Source organism: Mycobacterium gordonae, from assembly GCF_001417955.2.
Classification (GTDB): domain Bacteria; phylum Actinomycetota; class Actinomycetes; order Mycobacteriales; family Mycobacteriaceae; genus Mycobacterium; species Mycobacterium gordonae_B.
In genome coordinates, this window is the sequence record NZ_LKTM01000146.1 from 25,963 (window position 1) to 46,226 (window position 20,264).

The window sequence follows — 20,264 nt, forward strand, 5'->3', positions numbered from 1 at the left end:
CTTTTGATCTATTGGGTGATGGGACCGCCGATGCGTCCGTTGGTCGCGTCGAGAATCGCCCGGTCGATCAGCGCGAGTGTCTGCTGCGGGCTGACCTTTTCGCCGTGCGCGACAACCGCGATGCTGACGTCCTCGTCGATCACCCGCAACGCACCGGTCACGGCCGCTGCGCACAGTCGCACGGTGAGATCGTCGCGGTTCATCCGCAGTCGCTTGGCGATGACGGGTATGAAGCCTCGCTCGAGTTCGTCGTGGACCATCAGGTAGGCGGTGCGTAGCGCCGGTTCCGACGCCGTCATGCTGGCAATTCGCATCGCACTGACCTCGTCGGCGATGTCCTGTTCGGTGAACGGGTGCGCGACCGCGTCGGCGGCCATGTGTTCGCCCAGCGACAATTCACGCGGCCACCGGTCCAATACTGCGATGAACCGGTGCGTCGACTTGGCGAGCACCGGTTCCACGCAGCTCTCTTTCGACCGGAAGTACCTCCAGATTGTCCGAGTGGAAAGCCCTGCGGCAGCTGCGATGTCGTCGCCGGTCGTTCCCGATACCCCGTTCCGCCAGAACAGTTCGCAGGCGTGGCGGGATACCTGCAACCTGGCTTCGCCGTGCGCTATGTCCTCCACCCCCTGTCACTTAGTGACAACACCAATGTGTCACTAAGTGACAGGAGGCGTCAAGTTACTAATCCTCGTCCAGGTATGCGTCGGCCCAGGCGCCGATGATGCGGGCGGCCCGGCGCGCCTGGCCCCGAGCGGTGAGCAGATGATCCGAGCCCTCGAGCGAGACGAAGCTGCGCGGGTGGCGGGCCAACCGGAAGATCTCGGTCGCGTTTCCGATGCCAACCGTGTTGTCGGTGGGCGAGTGCAGTATCAGCAACGGCAGCCGCAGACCCTTGATCTTGTCGTGCAGATGCGCCGCGCGGACGTCCTCGACGAAGGCCCGCTTCAGGGTGAGCGTGCGCCCGCCGACCATCCACTCGGCACTGCCCTCGGACAGGCAGCGGTCAACCACTGCGTCGTAATGCTTTTCGACATGACTCGGGTCGATCGGCGCGGCGACTGTGACGACCGCCCGCACTCCCGGCGACTGCCGGGCGGCGGCAAGTGCGGCCGCGCCGCCCCAGGAGTGCCCGACCAGTATGTCGGCCGGGGTTCCGCGTTCGGTCATGAACCTGCATGCCACGACGATGTCGTCGACCTTGACGGTGAACGACCCGTCGCCCCAATCTCCTTCCGAGCCACTGAGACCCAGCGCGTCGAAGCGCAGCATGCCGATTCCGTCGGCGGCGAGTTGTTTACAGATGCGCGCAGCGGCCGGCGACTCTTTGCCGAGCGTGAAGCCGTGAGCGAACACTCCCCAGCCGCGCACCGCTCCGTCCGGCACGTCGATGATCCCCGCGAGGTTCGGCCCCGTCGAGCTTTGGAACGTGACACGTTCGCCCATGCTGAAGATCTAACACGGCGGCCGGCTCGAACGGTTCGACATTGTCGGCCAGATCCGTAGCATCGCTTCATGAGGCTTGTCGCGATGACGCCAGGCGCGCATGTTGCCCTCAGCCTGGCGACTGCCGTTCTGCTCGGTTTCGGATTGTCGGTCGGCCCGGGGCCGTTACTTCCCAAAGCGTCGGCCGCCTGTCCCGACGCCGAAGTGGTTTTCGCTCGCGGCCGGGAGGAGCCGCCCGGCGTCGGCGCCGTCGGTGATGCCCTCGTGAATTCGCTGCGGGGCAAGACGCGGATGTCGATCGGTGTCTACGGCGTCAACTACCCCGCCAACATCACCACGGGCACCGGCGCCAATGACATGAGCGCCCACGTGCAATCGATGGCCAGAGACTGCCCGAATACGCGTATCGTCCTCGGCGGCTATTCGCTGGGTGCCGAGGTGGCCGACCTGGTGACCGGAGGCCGTCCACTGTTCGGGTTCACCAACGTGCTGCCGCCGGGTGTCGACCAGCACGTCGCGGCCGTCGCGCTGTTCGGTAACGGCACCCGGGGACTGTCGCCGGCCTTCGCCGGAAAGACCATCGACCAGTGCGCGGCCGGGGACCCGATCTGCGGCAGGGGCACGAATTGGCCGTCGCATCTGCAGCCGTCCTATATCGACTCCGGTCTGGTGGATCAGGCCGCGGGTTTCGTGGCGGGCAAGCTGTAGCGCCGAGCAGAATTCTCAGCTAATACCTAACTGTTGAGTACAGCAACGAATCAGATGCGGTGATATTTTAAATCTGCGAGTGTCGCGGTTTCTGTGGTTGGACCGGGACTCGTTGGCTAACGCATTTGGAGAAGAAGTGGACATCGTACTCGGGCTGTCGATGACACCTACAACCGTTCGTATGATGCTGGTCGAGGGACAAAACGCGGATGGCGTCGCCGTCGAGGAGCGGGAGTTCGCGGTCGACGTCAGGGCCGGCTCAGCAACCGATCACCTGATGGCGGCGATACTGGATGCTCGCGAGGCTGCGGCAGCGGCCGGCAACCAGGTGATATCCATCGGCGTCACATGGACCGACGAATTCGACGTGTGCGGCCTGGACGAGGCGCTGGCGGCACACGAGGTCTGCAACGTCACCCTCGCGCCACCGTTCATCGCCGCGACGACGCTGGCTCAGGCGGTCGGGCGGGCCATCGGATATGAGCGCATGGCGATGCTCTTCGTAGAACCCGGGAGCGCCACCATGGCCGTCATCGAGGTCGCCGAGGGAGCGGTCGCCGACCTCAGGGACGAACCGCTGGACGGCGTCGATGCCGGGCCGGCGCTGAGCGTGCTGGCCGGGTGGGCTGAGGCGCTCACCGCGCGGCCGGACGGTGCTTTCGTCATCGGCTCCGGCGTGGACGTCGCGCCGCTCAAGCGTCATCTGGAGATGGTGACCTCCCTGGCAGTGAGCGTGCCAGAAGAGCCGGAGACGGCGCTGGCGCGCGGAGCCGCGCTGGCGTCCGTCCACGGGTCGCTGTCCGCTCTGGCTACCGAAGGCTTCGCCTACGCACGGGTTGCCGATGTGGTGGAGGCATGTCCCGATGCGGTGACGCTGAGTCGCATGGACGTTCCGACCGAGGAGAACTTCGCCTACAGCGTCTCGCCGGATGCAGACACGGACGCCCCGACGACGGTGCTTGCGTCGAGCGAAGAAGCCGGTGTGAGCGAAACGCTCCAACAGCGCAGACCGGTGCTGCTGTTGGGCAGCGTCGGAGCGGTGACTCTGATTACTGCCGTTGTGGCACTTGAAGTTTCACTTGCACTCGGTATCCGCCCGGCGGCCGTTGGCCTGCACCACGTCCCTGGTCAGAATCGCATCATGCCGACCCCGTTGCTGCCCTTGGCGCCGGTGGCTGTCGCCCCGGCGCCTCGACCCGTCGCGATGCGCCCGTCGGGTCCGGTCGTCCAACTGCCACCCTCGGATGCTTCGATTCCCCAGCCCCCCGCCGGGATAGCCGGTGATTCACCGGGCGCACCGCCCGCGCTTCTTGCGTTGCCCGTTCTGATGCCTGACGCGTTGCCGCCAAGGATCCCAGATGCCGATTACCCCAATTACCCTCTGCTGCTGCCGCTTCCGGTGGCGCAGCCACCGAGTGCTGTGCCGAGCATGCCGCCGCGCCAGCTTCCGTCTGCGCCCGTGACGCAGACCCCGACGACGGTGCCGGTGACGCAACCGCCGACGACGCAGCCGGTAACCACCGCGCCGCCGGCGACCACGGTTCCGGTGTCGCAGCCACCGACCACGGTTCCGGTGTCGCAGCCGCCGACGACGGTTCCGGTGACGCAGCCGCCGACCACGGTTCCGGTGACGCAGCCGCCGACCACGGTTCCGGTGACGCAACCGCCGACGTATGTGCCCGTCTCGCAGCCGCCCAGGCCCGCTCCGGTGGCTCCGCCGCCAGTCCATGCGCCCGAAATCCAACCGCCCGTGAACCTTCCAGCGCCCGAGGTGCCGGTGGCTCCCGGTTTGGAGACTCCCACGGTTCGCGGTCCGATCCTCGAGGTTCCGACTATTCCCACCGGGCCGGGCGTCGTTGTACCGGCTCAGGACGTGCCGCCGGCAGCACCTCAGTTGCCGGGTTCGCTGACTGCGCCGGCGCCGGAGCCGGCGTCCACTACCGGCGGTGGCGGTGCACCATTCGGTGGGAGTGGGGGACCGCTCGGCGGAAGCAGTGGCGGAATCGCCGGAACCGGACCGTCGGGGATAGGCGGCGGTTCATCGGGTGGTGGAAGTGGCTCACTCGGGGGCGGCTCTCTGGGCGGTAGCTCACTTGGTGGCGGCTCGCTGGGTGGCAGCTCGACCGGGGGTGGCAGTAGCTCCATCGGCGGCGGTAGTTCCATCGGTGGAGGCAGCTCCATCGGCGGAGGCAGTGGTAGTTCCGGGGGCGGCAGAAGGTAGCTGCCGCGGCAATCCCTGGGGCGGCGGGCCACCGCGCCTCTGTACATGAATTCATGTATCCGCTTGTGGCGCAGCGTGAATCGGGCGACCTCATCGCCATCAGGTGATGAATCGGCTGTTAGCATGCCCGCCTGTGTCCTCAAGGGGAAGATGGCCGAACTTCGTCGAAGGTATCTCGGCAGCGGGAGTCGATGAGCTGCGTGCTATCGCAGGCAATTTCGCGGACTGGCAGCTGGCCGCGCCGATAGACACGTCGCTTTCTACCTCGGAGGAGCTGGCCGCCGACTATCTGGCGAAGCTGCAGTATCCGCAACATGTTTTCGACGAGCTGTCAGCCGATGCGCAGGATCGTGTCGCCGTTGCTGTTGGCTGTCTGCCGCAAACCCAGTGGCACCCGCCGCCCGTCGCACCCGGAACGCCGTCGTACGCGCAACCGAGCTGGGAAGCGGAAGTCTATGACGTGGTATTCAACCAGCTCCCACCGGAACCGCCGGGACCGCGACCACCTTCTCAGCGTGCATCGGCCGCCGATCAGTGGCCTGAGTTCACCGCCGATGAACTCAACGACGGTGCGCAGTGCCAGCGCCTCAGTGCGGAGTTGGCGGCAGCATTGGGTTCTGACTGGTCGCCGGTTCCCGCTGCGGACGACAATGTGGTGCGCATCCGCTTCGAGCGCGGCGATCTGATCTTCGTCGTGGTACCGGCCGGGCGAATGACAATGGGGATCGCCGAACACGAACTGGCCGATCTCGCCGAACTCGGCGACGAAGTTGCTGAGAGTGTGGAATCTTTCGCCCGGTCGTGGGCCCCAGCTCATGAAGTGAGGGTCGCGGCGTTCCTCTGCGCTGAAACACCCCTGTTGGACCGCCATGCCGCCATCTGGTCGATCGGGGGCGACACCGCGAACGCGCACGGGGTACTTCGGCAAGACAGTTGGCAGGCAGCGCAGACAGTGTCGGCAACCGGAATGCGATTGCTGTCGGAGGCGGAGTGGGAATGGATCGCGCGCGCCGGGGGGCGGCAGTCATGGATCTGCGGGGATGAACCGCCCGATGAGTGGACGGCGCGGGCAGTCGATGGTCAGCCCGAGGAAGCTCACACGCGGTTCGGCACTTCGGCTCCGGGCTGGGGCGAGTGGGTGGACGACGGATGGCACGACGACTACGCCGGTGCGCCATCGGACTCCGACGCGTGGGAGCCGAAGGACCGGCCTGACACGGTGCGCGGCGGCGCCTTCGCCTGCTGGCCGTGGCAGGGCGGCGAGGTGGTGTTGCTTCATGCCGCTTGCCGTGAACGCGGCACCAACGAGTCCATCCACGCGGTACGGCTGGCCGCCGACCTGCCCCCGCGCTGACAGCAACCGTCCCCGAATGAGCGGAGTCACCGGTCACGCTTGACGACGTGCCGCACGAGGTGCAGTGTGGTGTGATACTCGTCATATGACCACTGGTCACACCGGGCAGAGAGGTGGCAGTTCATGACCACGCGGGACAAGTACACGGATGTGCCCACGCCCTACTCGTGGGATGTCCCCAGCGCCGGTAACGCGCACTTCACCTGGGAGTACGACGAGGGGCGCGCCCGACTGCTTTCCCTGTATCAAAAGGGCAAGGACAAGCAATGGGATGCACAGTTGCGGATCGACTGGGCGCAGGACGTCGACCCGTACAACCCGGTAGGGCTGCCCGACGAGTTCCATCCGCTGTTCGGCAGCCCGATGTGGGACGCCGCGGACGAAGCGCGTCGCGCCGAGATGCGCCGACACTCCCAGGCCTGGCAGTTCTCCCAGTTCCTGCACGGCGAGCAGGGCGCGATGGTGTGCGCGGCCAAGATCGTCGAAGTCGTACCGGACCTGGACGCCAAGTTCTACGCGTCCACCCAGACCATGGACGAGGCCCGGCACGTCGAGGCGTTTTCGCGGTTCCTGCAGGAGAAGGTCGGGATGGTCTACCCGATCAACAAGAACCTGACCGCGCTGCTTGACGACACCTTGCGCGACTCGCGTTGGGACATGCCGTATCTCGGCATGCAGGTACTCATCGAAGGACTCGCCCTCGCCGCCTTCGGGGTGTTGCGTGACATGGCAGCGCCGGATTCGCTGGCCAAGCAGGTGCTGGCCTACGTCATGCAGGACGAGGCCCGCCACGTCGCCTTCGGCCGGATCTCCTTGAAGGACTACTACTCCGAGCTGACCGAGGCCGAGCGCGACGAGCGGGAAGAGTTCGTCGTCGACGCCTGTTACCTGATGCGCGACCGGTTCCGCGGCGAAGAGGTGTTCGAGACCCTCGGCATGAACGTGAAGGAATGCGCTGAGTGGGTCGACCACTCCCCGTTGATGGTCCAGTTCCGTTCACACCTGTTCAGCCGCATCGTGCCCATCGTCAAGGACATCGGGCTGTGGGGCGACAAGGTGCAGAAGGCGTTCCGGGACATGGGTGTTCACGACATGGCCAGCTTCGACATCGAGGCGCTGATGAAGGCCGACGAGGATCAGGCCGAGGCGCTGGACAAGGCTCACGCCGAGATGGCCGAGCGGGCCCTCGAGGTGGACCAGGTGATCGCGGCGGGCGCGAGCTAAATCACCGCCCGCCGTAGCTCCGTGTAGGCGGCAACCAGGCCGTCGAGGGTAAAGGCACGGTTGAGCCCGCTGGGGTTGGGCAGGATCCAAGCCGTTGTGTCCGCGAAGCGATCGGCATACCGACCCCAGCCGACGTTGGAATCACCGGTCATCGCCGAGACGGCGCGCTTGCCTAGGAACGCAATGACCCGCGGCCCGTATCGGCGCATCTTCGCCTCGAATTCCGGACGCGCCCGCCGGAACTCCTCCTGCGATACCTCGTCTGCCCGGCTGGTCGCCCGGGTGACCACAGCGGTTATGCCACAGCCATATTCGAGCAGCAAGCGCTCCTCCTGCGGCCGCAGACGGACGTCGGTGAACCCGGCGAGGTGCAACACCGGCCAGAAGCGATTGCTGCGGTTGGAGAAGTTATGACCGTCGGCGACTGCCGTGGCAGCAGGGTTGATCCCGCAGAAGACGACCTTGAGGCCGTGCGCCAAAACGTCTGCGTCGTATCCGGTCAACCCTGAACCAGCGCCGCGCTCTTGGCGTTGTCGGCTGCGAAGAACCCGCGCAGTGCGTCGGCGATCTGTGCCCGGATCGGCGCACCGGAGACCACCACGTCCACCATGGTCAGCGACAGGTGTGTGTGTCCGCGGGCCGCCACGTGCTGGCTCGGAACACCTGCCGCGGCAAGCGCTTTCGCGTATGAGTCGCCTTCGTCGCGCAACGGGTCGAACTCCGCTGTGACGACGATCGCCGGAGGCAGGCCGGACAGGTCGGGCGCGCGCAGCGGTGCGATTCGCGGGTCTTTGCGCACCTCCGGGTCGGCGTAGTAATCGAAGAACCACCGCATCAACGCGGCGGTGAGACCGTAGCCGTCGGCGTTCTCAGTGTAGGAGCCGCGACTCAGATCCGAATCGACGACCGGCGTGATCAACGCCTGGCCGACAATGGTCGGCCAGCCGGTGTCCCTGGCCATCTGGCAGACCACCGTGGCGATCCCGGCGCCGGCGCTCCAACCGCACACCGCGAGGCGACCGGGAATGCCGCCAAGTTCCTGCGAGTGCTCGGCAACCCATCGCGCCGCCGCCCAGCCGTCCTCGAGCGCGGCCGGGAAACGGTGCTCGGGAGCATGCCGGTAGTCCACCGACACGATGAGCGCGTCGCTGCGCGCGCACAGATCCCGGCACAACGGATCGTCTGACGTGTGGTCGCCCAGAACCCAACCGCCGCCGTGGAAGTACACGACGACGGGATGGGGACCCGGGCTCGACGGCCGGTACAGACGGTAAGCCAGGGGTCCCGCGGCACCCGGCAGGATCCCGTCTAAGACTTCGCCGACGTCCGGGCCCGGTGGGCGGGTCAGGTTCATCTCGTTCATGAAGGCGCGCGCCTGCTCGGCAGGCATGGACTCCAGCGGCGGCAACTCCAGCAGCGCCATCTGTTCCAGCACCATCTGGACGTCGGGTTGCAGGCGGCGCACCACGCCGTCGTTGCACTGCGTGTGGCCGGGCCCGGACAGTGCGAAGCCCAGGTAGTCGCCGGCCACTACCTCATCACAGGCCACCCGGTAGAAGTCGACCCCGGCGGCATACGCCATGAAGGTACGTGGCTTGCCCGGAATGTTCGCGCCGACGTACCACGAATTCGCCTGCGGGAAAAGGGTTATGGATGCGGCATCGTCGACGTGCTGCATCCAGCCCGCCTCGGCGAGCTTGGTGGGCTCAATCCGGTCGAAGCCGTGGTCGCGCAGATACGTCAATGCGTCGGCGACGAAATCGACGTGCTGCTCGATGGACACCGCCATGTTCGACAGTACCGAGGGACTCTGGGGGCCGGCGATGAGGAACAGGTTGGGGAATCCCTCGGTCATCAGGCCGAGGTAGGTCTTCGGACCCTCGGACCATTTGTCCCTCAGCGCGAGTCCGTCCCGGCCGACGATGTCGATCGCCGCGACGGCGCCGGTGATCGCGTCGAAGCCGGTGGCAAACACAATCGCGTCGAACTCGAAAGATTCTCCGACCGTGTCGATTCCGGTCGCAGTCACGCCGACCATCGGCTGATCCTGCAGATTCACCAAGCGGACATGGGGCAGGTTGAACGTGGCGTAGTAGTTGGTGTCCAGGCAGAGCCGCTTCGCGCCGACCGGATACGTTTTGGGGCACAGCGCCTCGGCCGTCCGGGGATCGCGCACGATCTCACGGATCTTACCGTGAATGAATTCGGCAAATTCCTTGTTAGCCAACGGGTTACTCATCACATCGGCGTAGAGGTTGAGTACTTCCAGCAGTTCGCCACGTTGCCAGGCGCGTTCGTAGCGCTGCCGGCGTTCGTCGGCGGACACCGAGAAGGCCGGGGTGATCGTGCGCTCCACCGGGACGCCTCCGAAGGAGTACTTCGCCGCCTGGCGGTACGCCGGTTCGTCCGCCATCTCCGCGAGCTTGTCCGGCGAAATGGGACCGTTCTGCGCGGGAATCGAGAAGCATGGCGTGCGTTGGAAGACCACCACTTCCGACGCCTGCGCGGCGATCAGCGGAATCGACTGAATGCCCGACGAACCCGTCCCGACGACGCCGACGCGCTTGCCGGTGAATTCGACGGGCTCATGGGGCCATCGACTGGTGAAATACGTCTCGCCGGTGAAGTTTTCGACGCCGTCGATGTCGAGATCCTTCGGTACCGAGAGGCAACCCGTCGCCATCACCAGGTAACGGCAGCCGATCTCCTCGCCGCGATCGGTGCGCACGCGGTAGCCGGACGAGTTGTCGTCCCAATGAGCGTGGGTGACCCTGGTGCCGAACTGAATGTCGCGACGCAGATCGTGCTTGTCGGCGACGTGGTTCAGGTAACGCAGGATCTCCGGCTGCGTTGCGTACTTCTCGGACCACTGCCAGTCCCGCGCCCAGTCGGCATCGAAGCTGAACATGTAGTCGAGGCTCGGGATGTCGACCCGCGCGCCGGGGTAGCGGTTCCAGTACCAGGTGCCGCCGACGTCGTCGCCGGCCTCGAATATCCGCATTGACAGACCCGCGAGCCGAAGGCGGTAAGCGGCGTACAGGCCGGCGAAGCCGGCGCCCACAACCACGACATCGGGGTTGGAGTGTTGATCAGACATGTGAATCATCATGACCACTCGTAGGCGTTTTGTTTAGGGGTGAAATCGCCCGTTTTCGGTGACGACCGCGGTGATCAACTCGGCCGGCGTCACGTCGAAAGCCGGGTTGAAGGCGTCCGCGTCCGGCGGAGTGACGGTGACGCCGGCGTACGTTCTGATTTCGTCGGGCGCGCGTTCCTCGATGGCGATCTCGGCGCCGCTGGCAAGCGAGTTGTCGACGGTCGACGACGGCGCGACTACGACGAGGGGCACGCCGTGATGGCGCGCCGCGATAGCCAGGCCGTAGGTGCCGATCTTGTTGGCGACGTCACCGTTGGCGGCGATCCGGTCGGCCCCGACCAGGACGCAGTCGACGAGGCCGCGTGCCATCGCCGCGGCCGCGGCACTGTCCGGCTGCACCCGGTAGGGCACGCCTGCCTGCGCCAATTCCCACGCCGTCAGTCGTGAGCCCTGCATCAGCGGCCGTGTCTCATCCACCAGCACCGATTCGACCAATCCGCGTTGGTGCAGATGCCAGACCACCCCGAGGGCACTGCCCCATGCCACCGTGGCGAGGTGGCCGGCGTTGCAGTGGCTGAGCAGGCGCAATGGTCTGCGTTCGCAGAGCCCCAGCACGATCTCCGCGGCGTGGCCCGAGGCGGCGCGGTTCAGGCGTTCGTCCTCGTCGAGAATCGAAAGTGCCTCGGCCAGTACGGCTTCGGTGCCTCCGTCGAGTTTCCCCAGGGCGCGCGCCACTCCCCAACTGAGGTTCGCGGCGGTCGGTCGCGCCCTGGCGACCCGGTCGGCCGAGGCGCGGACGTCGCCTCCCTCGCGCGCCGCGAGTACGACGCCGAGCGCCCCAGCTGCGCCGAGCGCCGGGGCACCCCGGACCGCCAGACGGCGGATCGCGTCGATCAGTTCGTCCACCTTGTGCAGGCGCAGGACGCGGTAGTCAGCCGGCAAGGCGGTCTGATCAATGATCGTGACCGCGTCGCCGTCCCAGTCGATGGTCCTGCGCACGTGTCGACCCTAGCTCGCGGACCGGGGGCTGACGCCGACTGCGATCGCTGGATGAATGGTCGAAGAGCAGGGTGCAATGCCGCCACCTGCCCGGCCAGTTTCATACCAACGCGCCCCCAGTCACGATGTAGAGGAGATACAAGAGGTACAGCGGTATTTGCGGAATCGCCAGGGAAATCGCTAACAACGGATAGCCGATGGACCAGAAAAGGTTGGGTCCCAGTAAGGGAAAGAATGTGTAAGCAAGGCTCATCAGGTAGTTCGCCAACGTTGGGAACACGTGTATCAACACCAATGGTCCGATGGGCGCGAGAACTAAGAGAGGCGGTATCAGCAGAAATGCGGGTAAAACAAAAATAGTCCCGGTGGGATTCGCGATGATTTCCTGAAGCAGGCTGTTGAACAAGGCCGGCGAATTGCTGATGATCGTACTCAAGCGGCGCGACATCTCGCCCAGATAAAACGAGAGAGCGTCCAGGGTGCTGGTGGCGGGGCCGACAACTGGGCCCTCGGCCGACAGTAAAGGCTGCAGCAACAGGGCGACGTTCGCAGCCTCTGCGCCGGCGTATGAGACGGCGGCGGCGGTCAGGTGCTGCACGAACTGTTGGTGCAGCGCGGCCGCCTGCCCGGCCAGCTTCTGATAGTCCCGGGCGTACCCGGAGAAGAGGTCGGCAATACCTGCCGACACCTCGTCGGCGGCAGCAGGCAGGACAGAGATAGTCGGGGCCGCCGCCAGGATGTGCGCCGCATCGAGCGTTGACCCGATAGCCGACAAATCTGTCGCAGCCGCCTCCATCAATTGCGGCGCCGCGATCACTGCAGACATCTTCACTCCCCGACCGACGTCATCGATATCAGAAGCGTCGCGCGGTCGCGTGAGCGTCGACTAGGGACTTTCGGCTCTAAGTATCTCAAGCGCTATCGGCACGGACTTAAGCCTCTATCCGCTGCGGCGGAGGTGACTGAAGATGGCAGCGGCAGTCGACGAGGAAGGTTTCGCACATGCCAACGAAATTGGAGGCGGCTTCGCAGGCCGCGGCCGCGAAAGTCACCGGCGACGGCGCCGAGTCTCAGAACGCGGACCACCGCCGCAAGGAGATCGATGCGATCGTGGACACCGCCGCGACCGCGGCCGCCGAATTCCGCAAGCTCGATCAGGTCCAGGTGGACCGGATCGTCGAGGCGATGGTGCGTGCGGGGCTCCGGGCCGCTGCCGAACTCGCGGGCTTGGCGATCCAAGAAACCGGGTTCGGAGTCTTCGAGGACAAGGTCGTCAAGAATTATGTGGCGACCGAATTCCTGCACGACTATCTACGCGACAAGAAGTCGGTGGGTGTCGTCGAGGAGGACATTGAGAACAACATCGTCCGCGTCGCCGAACCGATCGGCTTGGTGCTGGCGATCACCCCGGTGACCAACCCGACGTCGACGGTGCTGTTCAAAGCGATCGTCGCCGCCAAAACCCGCAACGCCATTGTGTTCCGGCCGTCGCCGTATGCGGTCCGGTCCTGCGAGCGCAGCGTCGAGATCATGCGTGAGGCGGCCGAAGCTGCCGGGATGCCAGTGGGTGCGCTGCAGGTCATCCCGGACGCCGCCCACGAGGTGACGCATTATCTCTTCAAACATCCCAAGGTCGACTTCATCTGGGTGACGGGCGGACCGAAGATCGTGGCGCTGGCGAGTGCGACCGGCAAGCCGGGGCTGTGCGTCGGCCCGGGAAATGCCCCCATCTATGTCCACAAGACCGCCGACGTGAAGGGTGCCGTCGTCGACATCCTCATCTCGAAAACCTTTGACTCGTCGGTGATCTGCCCCGCGGAGCAGACCTGCGTCATCGACGACGAGGTGTACGACGCGATGATCGCCGAGTTCGAGCGGATGGGTGCGCGGCTGCTCACCGACGACGAGGCTGAGGCGATAACCCAGTTCGCGTTCGGCTGCGGCGACAAGATCTCGCTGGACGCGCTGGGCCAGAAGGCGCCGGAACTCGCTGCGCGAGCCGGATTTTCGGTCCCGCCGACGGTCAAAGTGTTGCTGGCCCCGTTGCCGGCGGACCTTGACGAACTCGCCGCGCACCCGCTGCTGCAGGAAAAGCTGATGCCGGTCCTCGGTGTGGTTCGGGCGCGCGACGTTCAGCACGCCATCGACGTGGCGGTACTTGTCACCGAACACGGCGGCCTGGGCCACACCTCGGCGGTCTACTCCACCGATCAGGCGGTAATCGACGCGTACAGCGCGGCGGTGCGTACCGGACGGATCCTGGTGAACGCACCGACCGCGGTAGGGGCGCTGGGTGGGGTCTACAACAACCTGACGCCGACCTTCTCGCTGGGATGCGGAACGTGGGGAGGGTCCAGTACGACCGAGAACGTCAACTACCGGCAGTTGCTCAACATCAAGACCGTGGCGAAACGTCGCACCCCGCCGCAGTGGTTCCGGGTCCCGTCGAACACATTTTTCAACGCCGGTGCGCTGGAGAATTTGCGCGACCTCGATTGCGACACCGTCGTGGTGGTCACCGATGCCGTGAGCGACGGGCGAGGTGTGGTCGACCTGGTGCGCGGCAAGATGCGCGCCCGCCACGTACAGGTGTTCAGCGAAGTGACTCCGGAGCCGGACGAGACGACCATCCACCGCGGCGTCGAGCTGCTGCAACGGGTGCAACCTGATGTCCTGATCGCGGTGGGCGGCGGTTCGGTGCTCGATGCCGGCAAGGCGATGCGGCTGTTCTACGAGCATCCGGAGAAGTCCCTCGACGAGTTGACCATGCCCTTCCTGGACCCCCGCAAACGGGTGGCCGACTATCCGACGGACCGGCACCGTCTCCAATTGGTGGCTATACCAACGACTTCGGGCACCGGTTCGGAGGTGTCGCCGGCAGCGGTGCTGACCGTGCACGGCAAGAAGGAGACGCTGGTCGATTACAGCCTGGTGCCTGAGCTGGCCATCATCGACCCCGAGTTGGCGTCGTCGATGCCGCCGGTGTTGACCGCGGACACCGGTATCGACGCGCTGACGCACGCGCTGGAGGCGGCGGTCTCCATCTTTGCGTCGCCGTACACCGACGCGCTGTGCGCACAGGCGGCACGCCTGATCTTCGAGTCGCTGCCCAGGGCGTATCGCGACCCTGACGATCTGCCTGCGCGCACCGACATGTCGAACGCGGCCACCCTGGCCGGACTCGCGTTCTCAAATGCGTTCGTCGGGACGAACCATGCGCTCGCCCATGCTGTCGGCGCCAAGTTCGCCATCGCGCACGGCAGGGCGAACGCAATCTTCCTGCCGCATGTACTCCGCTACAACTCGGGCTTGCCGAGCAAATTCATGCCGGCTCCGGGCTACTCGGCCTACATCGCCCCCGACAAGTACGCCCAGATCGGTCAGCTCATCTTCGGCGGCCATGAAGCCGACGACAGCCGCGCCCGGCTGTTCCGGGGAGTCGAGGATCTGCTGCGTCGTGTCGAGATGCCGCGCTCGCTGCGGGACATGGGCGTCGCCGAAGAGGAGTTCCTCGCGGCGCTGCCGGGTCTGGCGATGACGGCGTTTGAGGACCTCAGCAACCGGACGAACCCCCGGATGCCTCTGGTCACTGAGATTACGGAGTTGCTGCGGCTGGGGTATTACGGAGCTCCCGACTGATGCCGAGTGCCAATGGGTCATCGTGCGACGGCTCGCTATCGCTCTGATCACCGCGGCTTGCAGCGCAGGCTGCGGTTCGCCAGGAGGTGGTCCCCCGACGCCGGGTTCGACAACCGTCACGCCGGCCTCTGGTGCGACCGCGACCGGCCCCACTCCCGCATCCACGTCCAACGCCGTGCCCCCGGTTTCCCTAGAGGCGGGCGCAGTGGGATTCGTCGACGTTCGGACGGCCGTTCCCAATGCGATCATCGATCTCCGGTATTCGACGTCAAACAATTTCTTGCATGCGCCCTTGTATCCCGCCGATGCCCGGTGCCTGGTGCACGAATCCATGGCGCCGGGCCTGGCCGCGGCGGCCGGGGCTCTGCATCAGGGAGAAGCGTTGGTCTTCTGGGACTGCTACCGGCCGCACGACGTGCAGGTGCGGATGTTCCAGGCGGTGCCCGACGCCAGTTGGGTGGCCCGCCCAGGCCCGTATTCGCGCAGCCACGAGGCGGGGCGCTCGGTTGACCTGACAATTGCGAACGCCCAAGAACAGTGCCCGCCAGGTAATCGCGTGGGCAGTCTGTGCCTGACCGACATGGGCACAGACTTCGACGAATTCTCCTCTCGCGCAGATGCATTCGCGACCCAGGGCGTGAGCGAAAACGAGCAGGCCAACCGCGCCCGGCTCCGCGAAGTCATGGGCACCGGTGGGCTGACTACTTACTCAGGAGAGTGGTGGCACTTCGACGGTCCCGCCGCGAACGTCGAGCGCCCGATCATCAACGTCCCCGTCAACTGAGCCGGTTATCCGATCGCCGAACGGCGCATGGTCGCGTAGATCGTGAAGTTCCGGTGTTGTGACGCCGCGTAGTAAGTGGACATGTAGGAAAGCGTGCCGTCGTTGCGCGGGGTGAGAGTGACCTCCGCCGGCACGCATTTGCCGCGCGTGATCCGTTCGGAGATCAACCGCGCCCCGTTGTCGCCGACGCCATGCTGGGTCCATGTTCCGGCGCAGCCGAGTTGGGGATAGCTGACGGTGCCGGTGAGCTGAGCGCCGTCAACGATGTCGGCGGTGACGTCGAAGCCGGATTGGTCGCCGGAGACGGGTCCAGACCAACTGCCGCTCAACGACATCGTCGTCTCGGTCGGTTCGGTGGAGGATGACGTGGGAGGCGTAGTCACGGGGTTGGAGACGGATGACGTTGCACCGGAGCCCGATGCCTCCACGCCGGAATGCTTGCCGGCGCCGTTACCCCCCGCAATGACGGCGGTGGTCACAATCACGGCGGCCAGCACGGCGGCAGCCCCGAGGCCGATCGCAGCCTTGCCGCGCGTCGAAAACCCGCGGCGGCGAGCACCTGCTGGCGGTGGCGGACCTTCCGGAGGCTGCACTGGCAGGCCCGGGTGGCTCGGCGCGCCCGGGCTGCCCAACTGGGTGGGCGCGGCGTCACCGATCACCCCAGCGGGCGGGCGCTGCAACTCGGTGTTCAGTACGACGTGCGGTGCGGCCATGGTCGGCGCTGCGGGGGACGGGTTGGGCCGCAGCGCCGGGGTGGTGATGGCGTCCTTGGCGGCGCTCGCCAACTCCAGGGTGGTGGCGTAGCGCTGGCCGGGGTCTTTGGCCATGCCGGTGGCGATCACCTGGTCGAGCTGTGGCGGCAGGCCCGCGTGCATCATCGATGGCCTCGGCGGCGGCATGGTCAGATGAGCGGTGATCTGTTGCTCAATGCTTTTACCGGGAAAGGGCGGCAGCCCGGTCAGGCACTCATACAGCACGCAGGCCAAGGCGTAGATATCGCCGCGGGGATCGTTCTGGCCGGTGCTGATGCGCTCGGGGGCCATGTAGGCCCAGGTGCCGATCACCGTGCCGGCTCTGGTCAGCGACGTCTCGCCGACGGCGCGGGCGATGCCGAAGTCGATCAGGTAAGCGAAGTCGTGCTCGGCGACAAGAATGTTCGACGGCTTGACGTCGCGGTGCACCAACCCAATCCGGTGCGCCGCGTGCAGCGCCGAGGCGATCTGGTCGATGATCGCCAGTGCCCGTGCCGGCGGCAGGGGGCCGTCCGCCAGCATGCTGTGCAGGTCGCGGCCCCTGATCAACCGCATGGTCACAAATAGGCGTCCCTCGATTTGCCCGAAGTCGTAGATCGGCACCACATGGGGCTCGTCGAGTCCGGCGGCGGCGTGAGCCTCTCGGCGAAACCGCTCCTGATAGACGTCGTCGTTGGCGAATTCTTCCGGTAGCACCTTGAGCGCCACCGTCCGATCCATCACCGTGTCATAAGCTCGCCACACCGCGCCCATGCCGCCGCGGCCCAGCAACTCGATCAACCGGTAGCGTCCGAATGGCTTGCCCTCAGCCAGGGACCCCGGCGGTGTCTGCGCAGTTTCCATCCGCTCGCCTCTTGTCGACCGAGTTCTTGCCCGGGCCTGTAATTCTGTCGCTGCATCGCGGATGGGTGTAGGGCCGATTGTCCCTGGGTGCCGTGGCCATCTGGCGCGAGCCGAGCGCACGCAGTCTGCAGAGTGTTGCCAATGGAGATCGTGCGCGCGAACTTCTGGCTCGAGGTCGCCCCAACGTGCGCCGAACACCCGTCACTCGGGCATGCTGCTGGGGTGCTGTTGCTCAGCCGGATGACCGGACAAAGAGTGCTGAGTCCCGACGGGGGTGTGGTCGGCCGCCTTGCCGACCTGACTGTCGAACTGGGCGAGCAGCCCGGGCCGTGCCTGGTTAAGCGACTCCTCGTGCAGCGCCACGGGGCGCCGGACCTGCTGTCGCCGTGGGCCGCGGTCGAGAGTTTCCGGCACACGGGGCTGGTGCTAGCGCACGGCACCGATGATCCGGCCACATTCGCGATCACCTCGATCACCGAAACGCTGGGAGACGACGAGATCCTGCTGGGGCGCGACGTGCTCGACACCCAGGTCATCGACGTAGTGGGCCAGCGACTGGCCCGGGTCGCCGAAGTGGTGCTCGCCCGCACCAGCCAGAACCGGCTCGAGCTCGTCGGCGTCGAGGTCGGATTTGGCGGGGTGCTGCGGCGGCTCGGCCTGCGCCGACTGGCGGCGCGCGCCGGGGAGGATGCCCTCGCGTGGACCGACCTGCACCTGACCTCGGAGCGGGGTCATGCCGTGCAGCTCGCAACCCCACGATCGGCGGTAAACCACCTCGACGCGCGAGGACTTGCTGCACTGGTGAGCCGACTCGACACCGAGTCGGCCACCGAGATCCTCACCGCCCGGGGCCCCCGCTTCGCCGCCGAGGTCATCCGCGCCAGCCACCCGGACGTGGGGGAGCGGGTGCTGCGGGCGATGGCCCGCACTAATGCCGCCGAAACCGTAGCCGCCATGCCCGCCGATCACGCGACCCGCTGGCGGGACCGCCTCGCAGGGTCGCCCACGCTCCTGGACAGACCCTTCTTGCGCTCGCAAGTTTGGCCTCGCCGGCGTCACGCACCAGCCGAAGGTAGGGGTGCCGAGAGGCCGAAGCCTTGAGGCGGCCGCACCGCAAACGGCTCGCCCTCGGCGGACTGCTGGCGGTGGTCGGTCCGGGGTTGCTCGCGGGCCTCTCCGACGACGACCCGGCCGGCATCACGACCTACTCGGTCCTCGGCACGAAACACGGCTACCAGCTGTTGTGGGTGCTCGTGCTCTCCACCGTCGCCCTGGTGATCTTCCACGGCCTGGCAGCGCGCATGGGTGTGGTCACCGGACAGGGCCTCATCGGCCTCGTGCGCCAGCGGTACGGCGTGCGGTTGGGCGGTGCCGTGCTGGCCGCCCTCGTGATCGCCAACGTCGGCACGACCTGTGCCGAATTCGCCGGGATCGCTGCCGGCTCCGAACTGTTCGGCATCAGCCGCTACGCGAGCGTCCCCGCAGCGGCGGTGATCGTCTCCCTGCTGGTGCTACGTGGCAGCTTCCACCGCGTCGAGCACGTCCTGCTACTGCTGTCGACGATCTTCCTGGCCTACGTCGGGTCCGGAGTGCTGGCCCACCCGGACTGGGCGGCCGCACTCCACGGCATGCTCGTTCCGAGCATGCCCGCCAACAGCGAAGCCATCGCCATCGTCACCGCCACCCTCGGCACCACGCTCGCCCCATGGGGACTCTCCTTCATGCAGTCCTACGCGGTCGACAAGAAGCTTCGGACCGAGGACCTCCCCTTGGTACGGCTCGACGTGGTGACGGGGGCCGTGCTCACCGGGGTCATCGGGTTCTTCGTCGTGGTGGCGTGTGCGGCGACGCTCTACCGCGACGGCTCGCTCCATCCAGGACGCTGCCGACACCGCAGTGGCTCTCGAACCCCTCGCCGGTCCCGCCGCCTCGACACTGTTCGCGGTGGGATTGATCGGGGCGGCGCTCCTGGCTGCCTCCATACTGCCGCTGTCGACGGCTTATTCGGTGTGCGAGTACGCCGGCATCGAAGCAGCCGTCGACGACTCTTATCGCGAGGCCAAGACCTTCTACTTGACGTTCGGAATCGTCACACTCCTCAGCGCGCTCGCCGTGCTCATCCCGAACGCCCCGCTCGTGACGATCCTGGTCGCCACTCAGGTGCTCAATGCCGTGCTACTGGTGCCGTTGCTGTTCGCGATGATCGGCATCGGGCGTGACCGCGACCTCATGGGACCGTTCACCATCGGACGGGCCGGCACGATCGCCTACGCCCTCACGACCGCCATGGTGGTGCTTTGCGTCGCTGCGTTGGCGGTCACCTCGCTCACCGGATGAGCGGTCATACGATTGGCGGCCCGATTAGTGGTCGCGGTCGGGGCACGCGAATTGGGCGACGACACCGAAATGATCGCTGGGCCAGGCACCGCGGCGCGGCGCGTCGCAGACGACGGCCGCGGCGAGCACCTTGCCCGCGCCGTCAGCGGTGCGCGGGCCTACGAAGATGTAGTCGATGCGCTGATCCGGTGTGGGGTCCCGCGCCGTGTACGGGTTGATGTTGTTCCAGGTGAAGCCAAGCTCACCAGGACGGGCCACCTCGAAGGCGTCGAACAGCAGGCCGCCGACGAGTCGCACCTCGGTCGATTCCGGGCGGGCGTTGAAGTCGCCGCAGACAATCGGGGGGAAATCGCCAGAGCCCGTTCCGACGAAATCGGTGAGCTGATGGACCTGTGCCTCGCGCACCCTGCCCTCGTCGAACCGGTAAGACAAGTGGGTTGAGGTGACCGACACCAGACGGTTGCGAACGCGGAGATCGACGGTCAGCGCGCCGCGAGGCTCGATATTTGCCCCCGCGAGTGTCAACTGGAGCGACCGCGAGCCGACAATCGGCCATCGGCTCAGGACCGCGTTGCCGAAATCGCTTGGGCCGGAGCGGACGTACGCTGCGGCGTACACCGCGTCCATTCCGGTCTGTTCGGCCAGCCACGTCGCCTCACACAATTGCGGTGACCGAGTCACTTCCTGCAACGCGACCACATCGGGGCGAATCTCGGTCAACCAGTCGACGAGCGCGTGCTTGCGCTCCTCCCAGAGGTGATCGCCCCAAATGTTCAGCGTCAGCACCGTCAGCACATCGTCCCGATCGGGTGACGTCACACCTTGGATCCTATTTCTGCGAGACGGGGCATGGGCCCGTA

Annotated in this window: 15 protein-coding genes and 1 pseudogene; 8 read left to right on the forward strand and 8 right to left on the reverse strand. The window is 66.3% G+C overall.

Features of this window, described 5'->3' with window-relative positions; all coding sequences use genetic code 11:
• Positions 1–8: 8 nt before the first annotated feature.
• Together AO501_RS13540 and AO501_RS13545 are read right to left on the reverse strand one after the other, a co-directional pair.
• On the reverse strand, positions 9–617 hold the full coding sequence (locus AO501_RS13540; RefSeq protein ID WP_231752482.1) for a TetR/AcrR family transcriptional regulator: 609 nt from the start codon (positions 615–617) through the stop codon (positions 9–11).
• Between the two features lie 67 nt (positions 618–684).
• Positions 685–1,446 carry an alpha/beta hydrolase family protein gene (locus tag AO501_RS13545; RefSeq protein ID WP_055578217.1) on the reverse strand — a complete coding sequence of 254 codons (762 nt, stop codon included), beginning with the start codon at positions 1,444–1,446 and terminating at the stop codon, positions 685–687.
• Positions 1,447–1,515: 69 nt separating this feature from the next.
• On the opposite strand from AO501_RS13545, the gene AO501_RS13550 reads away from it, so the two are divergent.
• The 4 genes from AO501_RS13550 to AO501_RS13565 all read left to right on the forward strand — a co-directional run bounded on the left by AO501_RS13550 (position 1,516) and on the right by AO501_RS13565 (position 6,953).
• A complete protein-coding gene (locus tag AO501_RS13550; RefSeq protein ID WP_055578218.1) occupies positions 1,516–2,154 on the forward strand; it encodes a cutinase family protein in 639 nt (212 codons plus the stop codon).
• A gap of 136 nt (positions 2,155–2,290) precedes the next feature.
• The gene (locus tag AO501_RS40205) at positions 2,291–4,375 is read left to right on the forward strand and encodes a DUF7159 family protein (protein ID WP_156452538.1); all 2,085 of its coding nucleotides are present in this window, start codon (positions 2,291–2,293) and stop codon (positions 4,373–4,375) included.
• Between the two features lie 133 nt (positions 4,376–4,508).
• Entirely contained in the window at positions 4,509–5,729 is a 1,221-nt protein-coding gene (locus tag AO501_RS13560; protein ID WP_055578220.1) for a formylglycine-generating enzyme family protein, read from the forward strand.
• A gap of 123 nt (positions 5,730–5,852) precedes the next feature.
• The gene (locus AO501_RS13565) at positions 5,853–6,953 is read left to right on the forward strand and encodes a ferritin-like domain-containing protein (protein WP_055578221.1); all 1,101 of its coding nucleotides are present in this window, start codon (positions 5,853–5,855) and stop codon (positions 6,951–6,953) included.
• Here the strand turns inward: AO501_RS13565 and mug are convergent.
• From mug to AO501_RS40210, 4 genes are all read right to left on the reverse strand, one after another.
• The gene (mug, locus tag AO501_RS13570; RefSeq protein WP_055578222.1) at positions 6,950–7,456 is read right to left on the reverse strand and encodes a G/U mismatch-specific DNA glycosylase; all 507 of its coding nucleotides are present in this window, start codon (positions 7,454–7,456) and stop codon (positions 6,950–6,952) included. The genes AO501_RS13565 and mug overlap by 4 nt on opposite strands.
• Positions 7,453–10,050: a flavin-containing monooxygenase gene (locus tag AO501_RS13575; protein WP_055578247.1), complete on the reverse strand. Its 2,598-nt coding sequence runs from the start codon at positions 10,048–10,050 to the stop codon at positions 7,453–7,455. Before AO501_RS13575 ends, mug begins: the two co-directional genes overlap by 4 nt.
• Before the next feature lie 33 nt (positions 10,051–10,083).
• Positions 10,084–11,049: an S-methyl-5-thioribose-1-phosphate isomerase gene (gene mtnA, locus AO501_RS13580; protein WP_055578223.1), complete on the reverse strand. Its 966-nt coding sequence runs from the start codon at positions 11,047–11,049 to the stop codon at positions 10,084–10,086.
• Between the two features lie 100 nt (positions 11,050–11,149).
• The gene (locus tag AO501_RS40210) at positions 11,150–11,875 is read right to left on the reverse strand and encodes a PE family protein (protein WP_082658610.1); all 726 of its coding nucleotides are present in this window, start codon (positions 11,873–11,875) and stop codon (positions 11,150–11,152) included.
• A gap of 176 nt (positions 11,876–12,051) precedes the next feature.
• On the opposite strand from AO501_RS40210, the gene adhE reads away from it, so the two are divergent.
• Positions 12,052–14,688, forward strand: coding sequence for a bifunctional acetaldehyde-CoA/alcohol dehydrogenase (gene adhE / locus AO501_RS13590; RefSeq protein ID WP_063892868.1), 2,637 nt, complete (start codon positions 12,052–12,054; stop codon positions 14,686–14,688).
• Positions 14,689–14,710: 22 nt separating this feature from the next.
• Positions 14,711–15,472, forward strand: coding sequence for a M15 family metallopeptidase (locus AO501_RS13595; protein ID WP_197419835.1), 762 nt, complete (start codon positions 14,711–14,713; stop codon positions 15,470–15,472).
• Positions 15,473–15,477: 5 nt separating this feature from the next.
• Here AO501_RS13595 and AO501_RS13600 read toward each other — a convergent pair whose 3' ends face one another.
• Positions 15,478–17,067 carry a serine/threonine-protein kinase gene (locus tag AO501_RS13600; RefSeq protein WP_055578225.1) on the reverse strand — a complete coding sequence of 530 codons (1,590 nt, stop codon included), beginning with the start codon at positions 17,065–17,067 and terminating at the stop codon, positions 15,478–15,480.
• A gap of 141 nt (positions 17,068–17,208) precedes the next feature.
• Between AO501_RS13600 and AO501_RS13605 the strand changes: the two genes are divergently transcribed.
• Together AO501_RS13605 and AO501_RS13610 are read left to right on the forward strand one after the other, a co-directional pair.
• Positions 17,209–18,168: a magnesium transporter MgtE N-terminal domain-containing protein gene (locus tag AO501_RS13605; RefSeq protein WP_231752481.1), complete on the forward strand. Its 960-nt coding sequence runs from the start codon at positions 17,209–17,211 to the stop codon at positions 18,166–18,168.
• Between the two features lie 152 nt (positions 18,169–18,320).
• Positions 18,321–19,404: pseudogene (locus tag AO501_RS13610) on the forward strand (NRAMP family divalent metal transporter).
• A gap of 24 nt (positions 19,405–19,428) precedes the next feature.
• Here AO501_RS13610 and AO501_RS13615 read toward each other — a convergent pair.
• A complete protein-coding gene (locus AO501_RS13615; protein ID WP_055578226.1) occupies positions 19,429–20,223 on the reverse strand; it encodes an endonuclease/exonuclease/phosphatase family protein in 795 nt (264 codons plus the stop codon).
• Between the last annotated feature and the right edge of the window lie 41 nt (positions 20,224–20,264).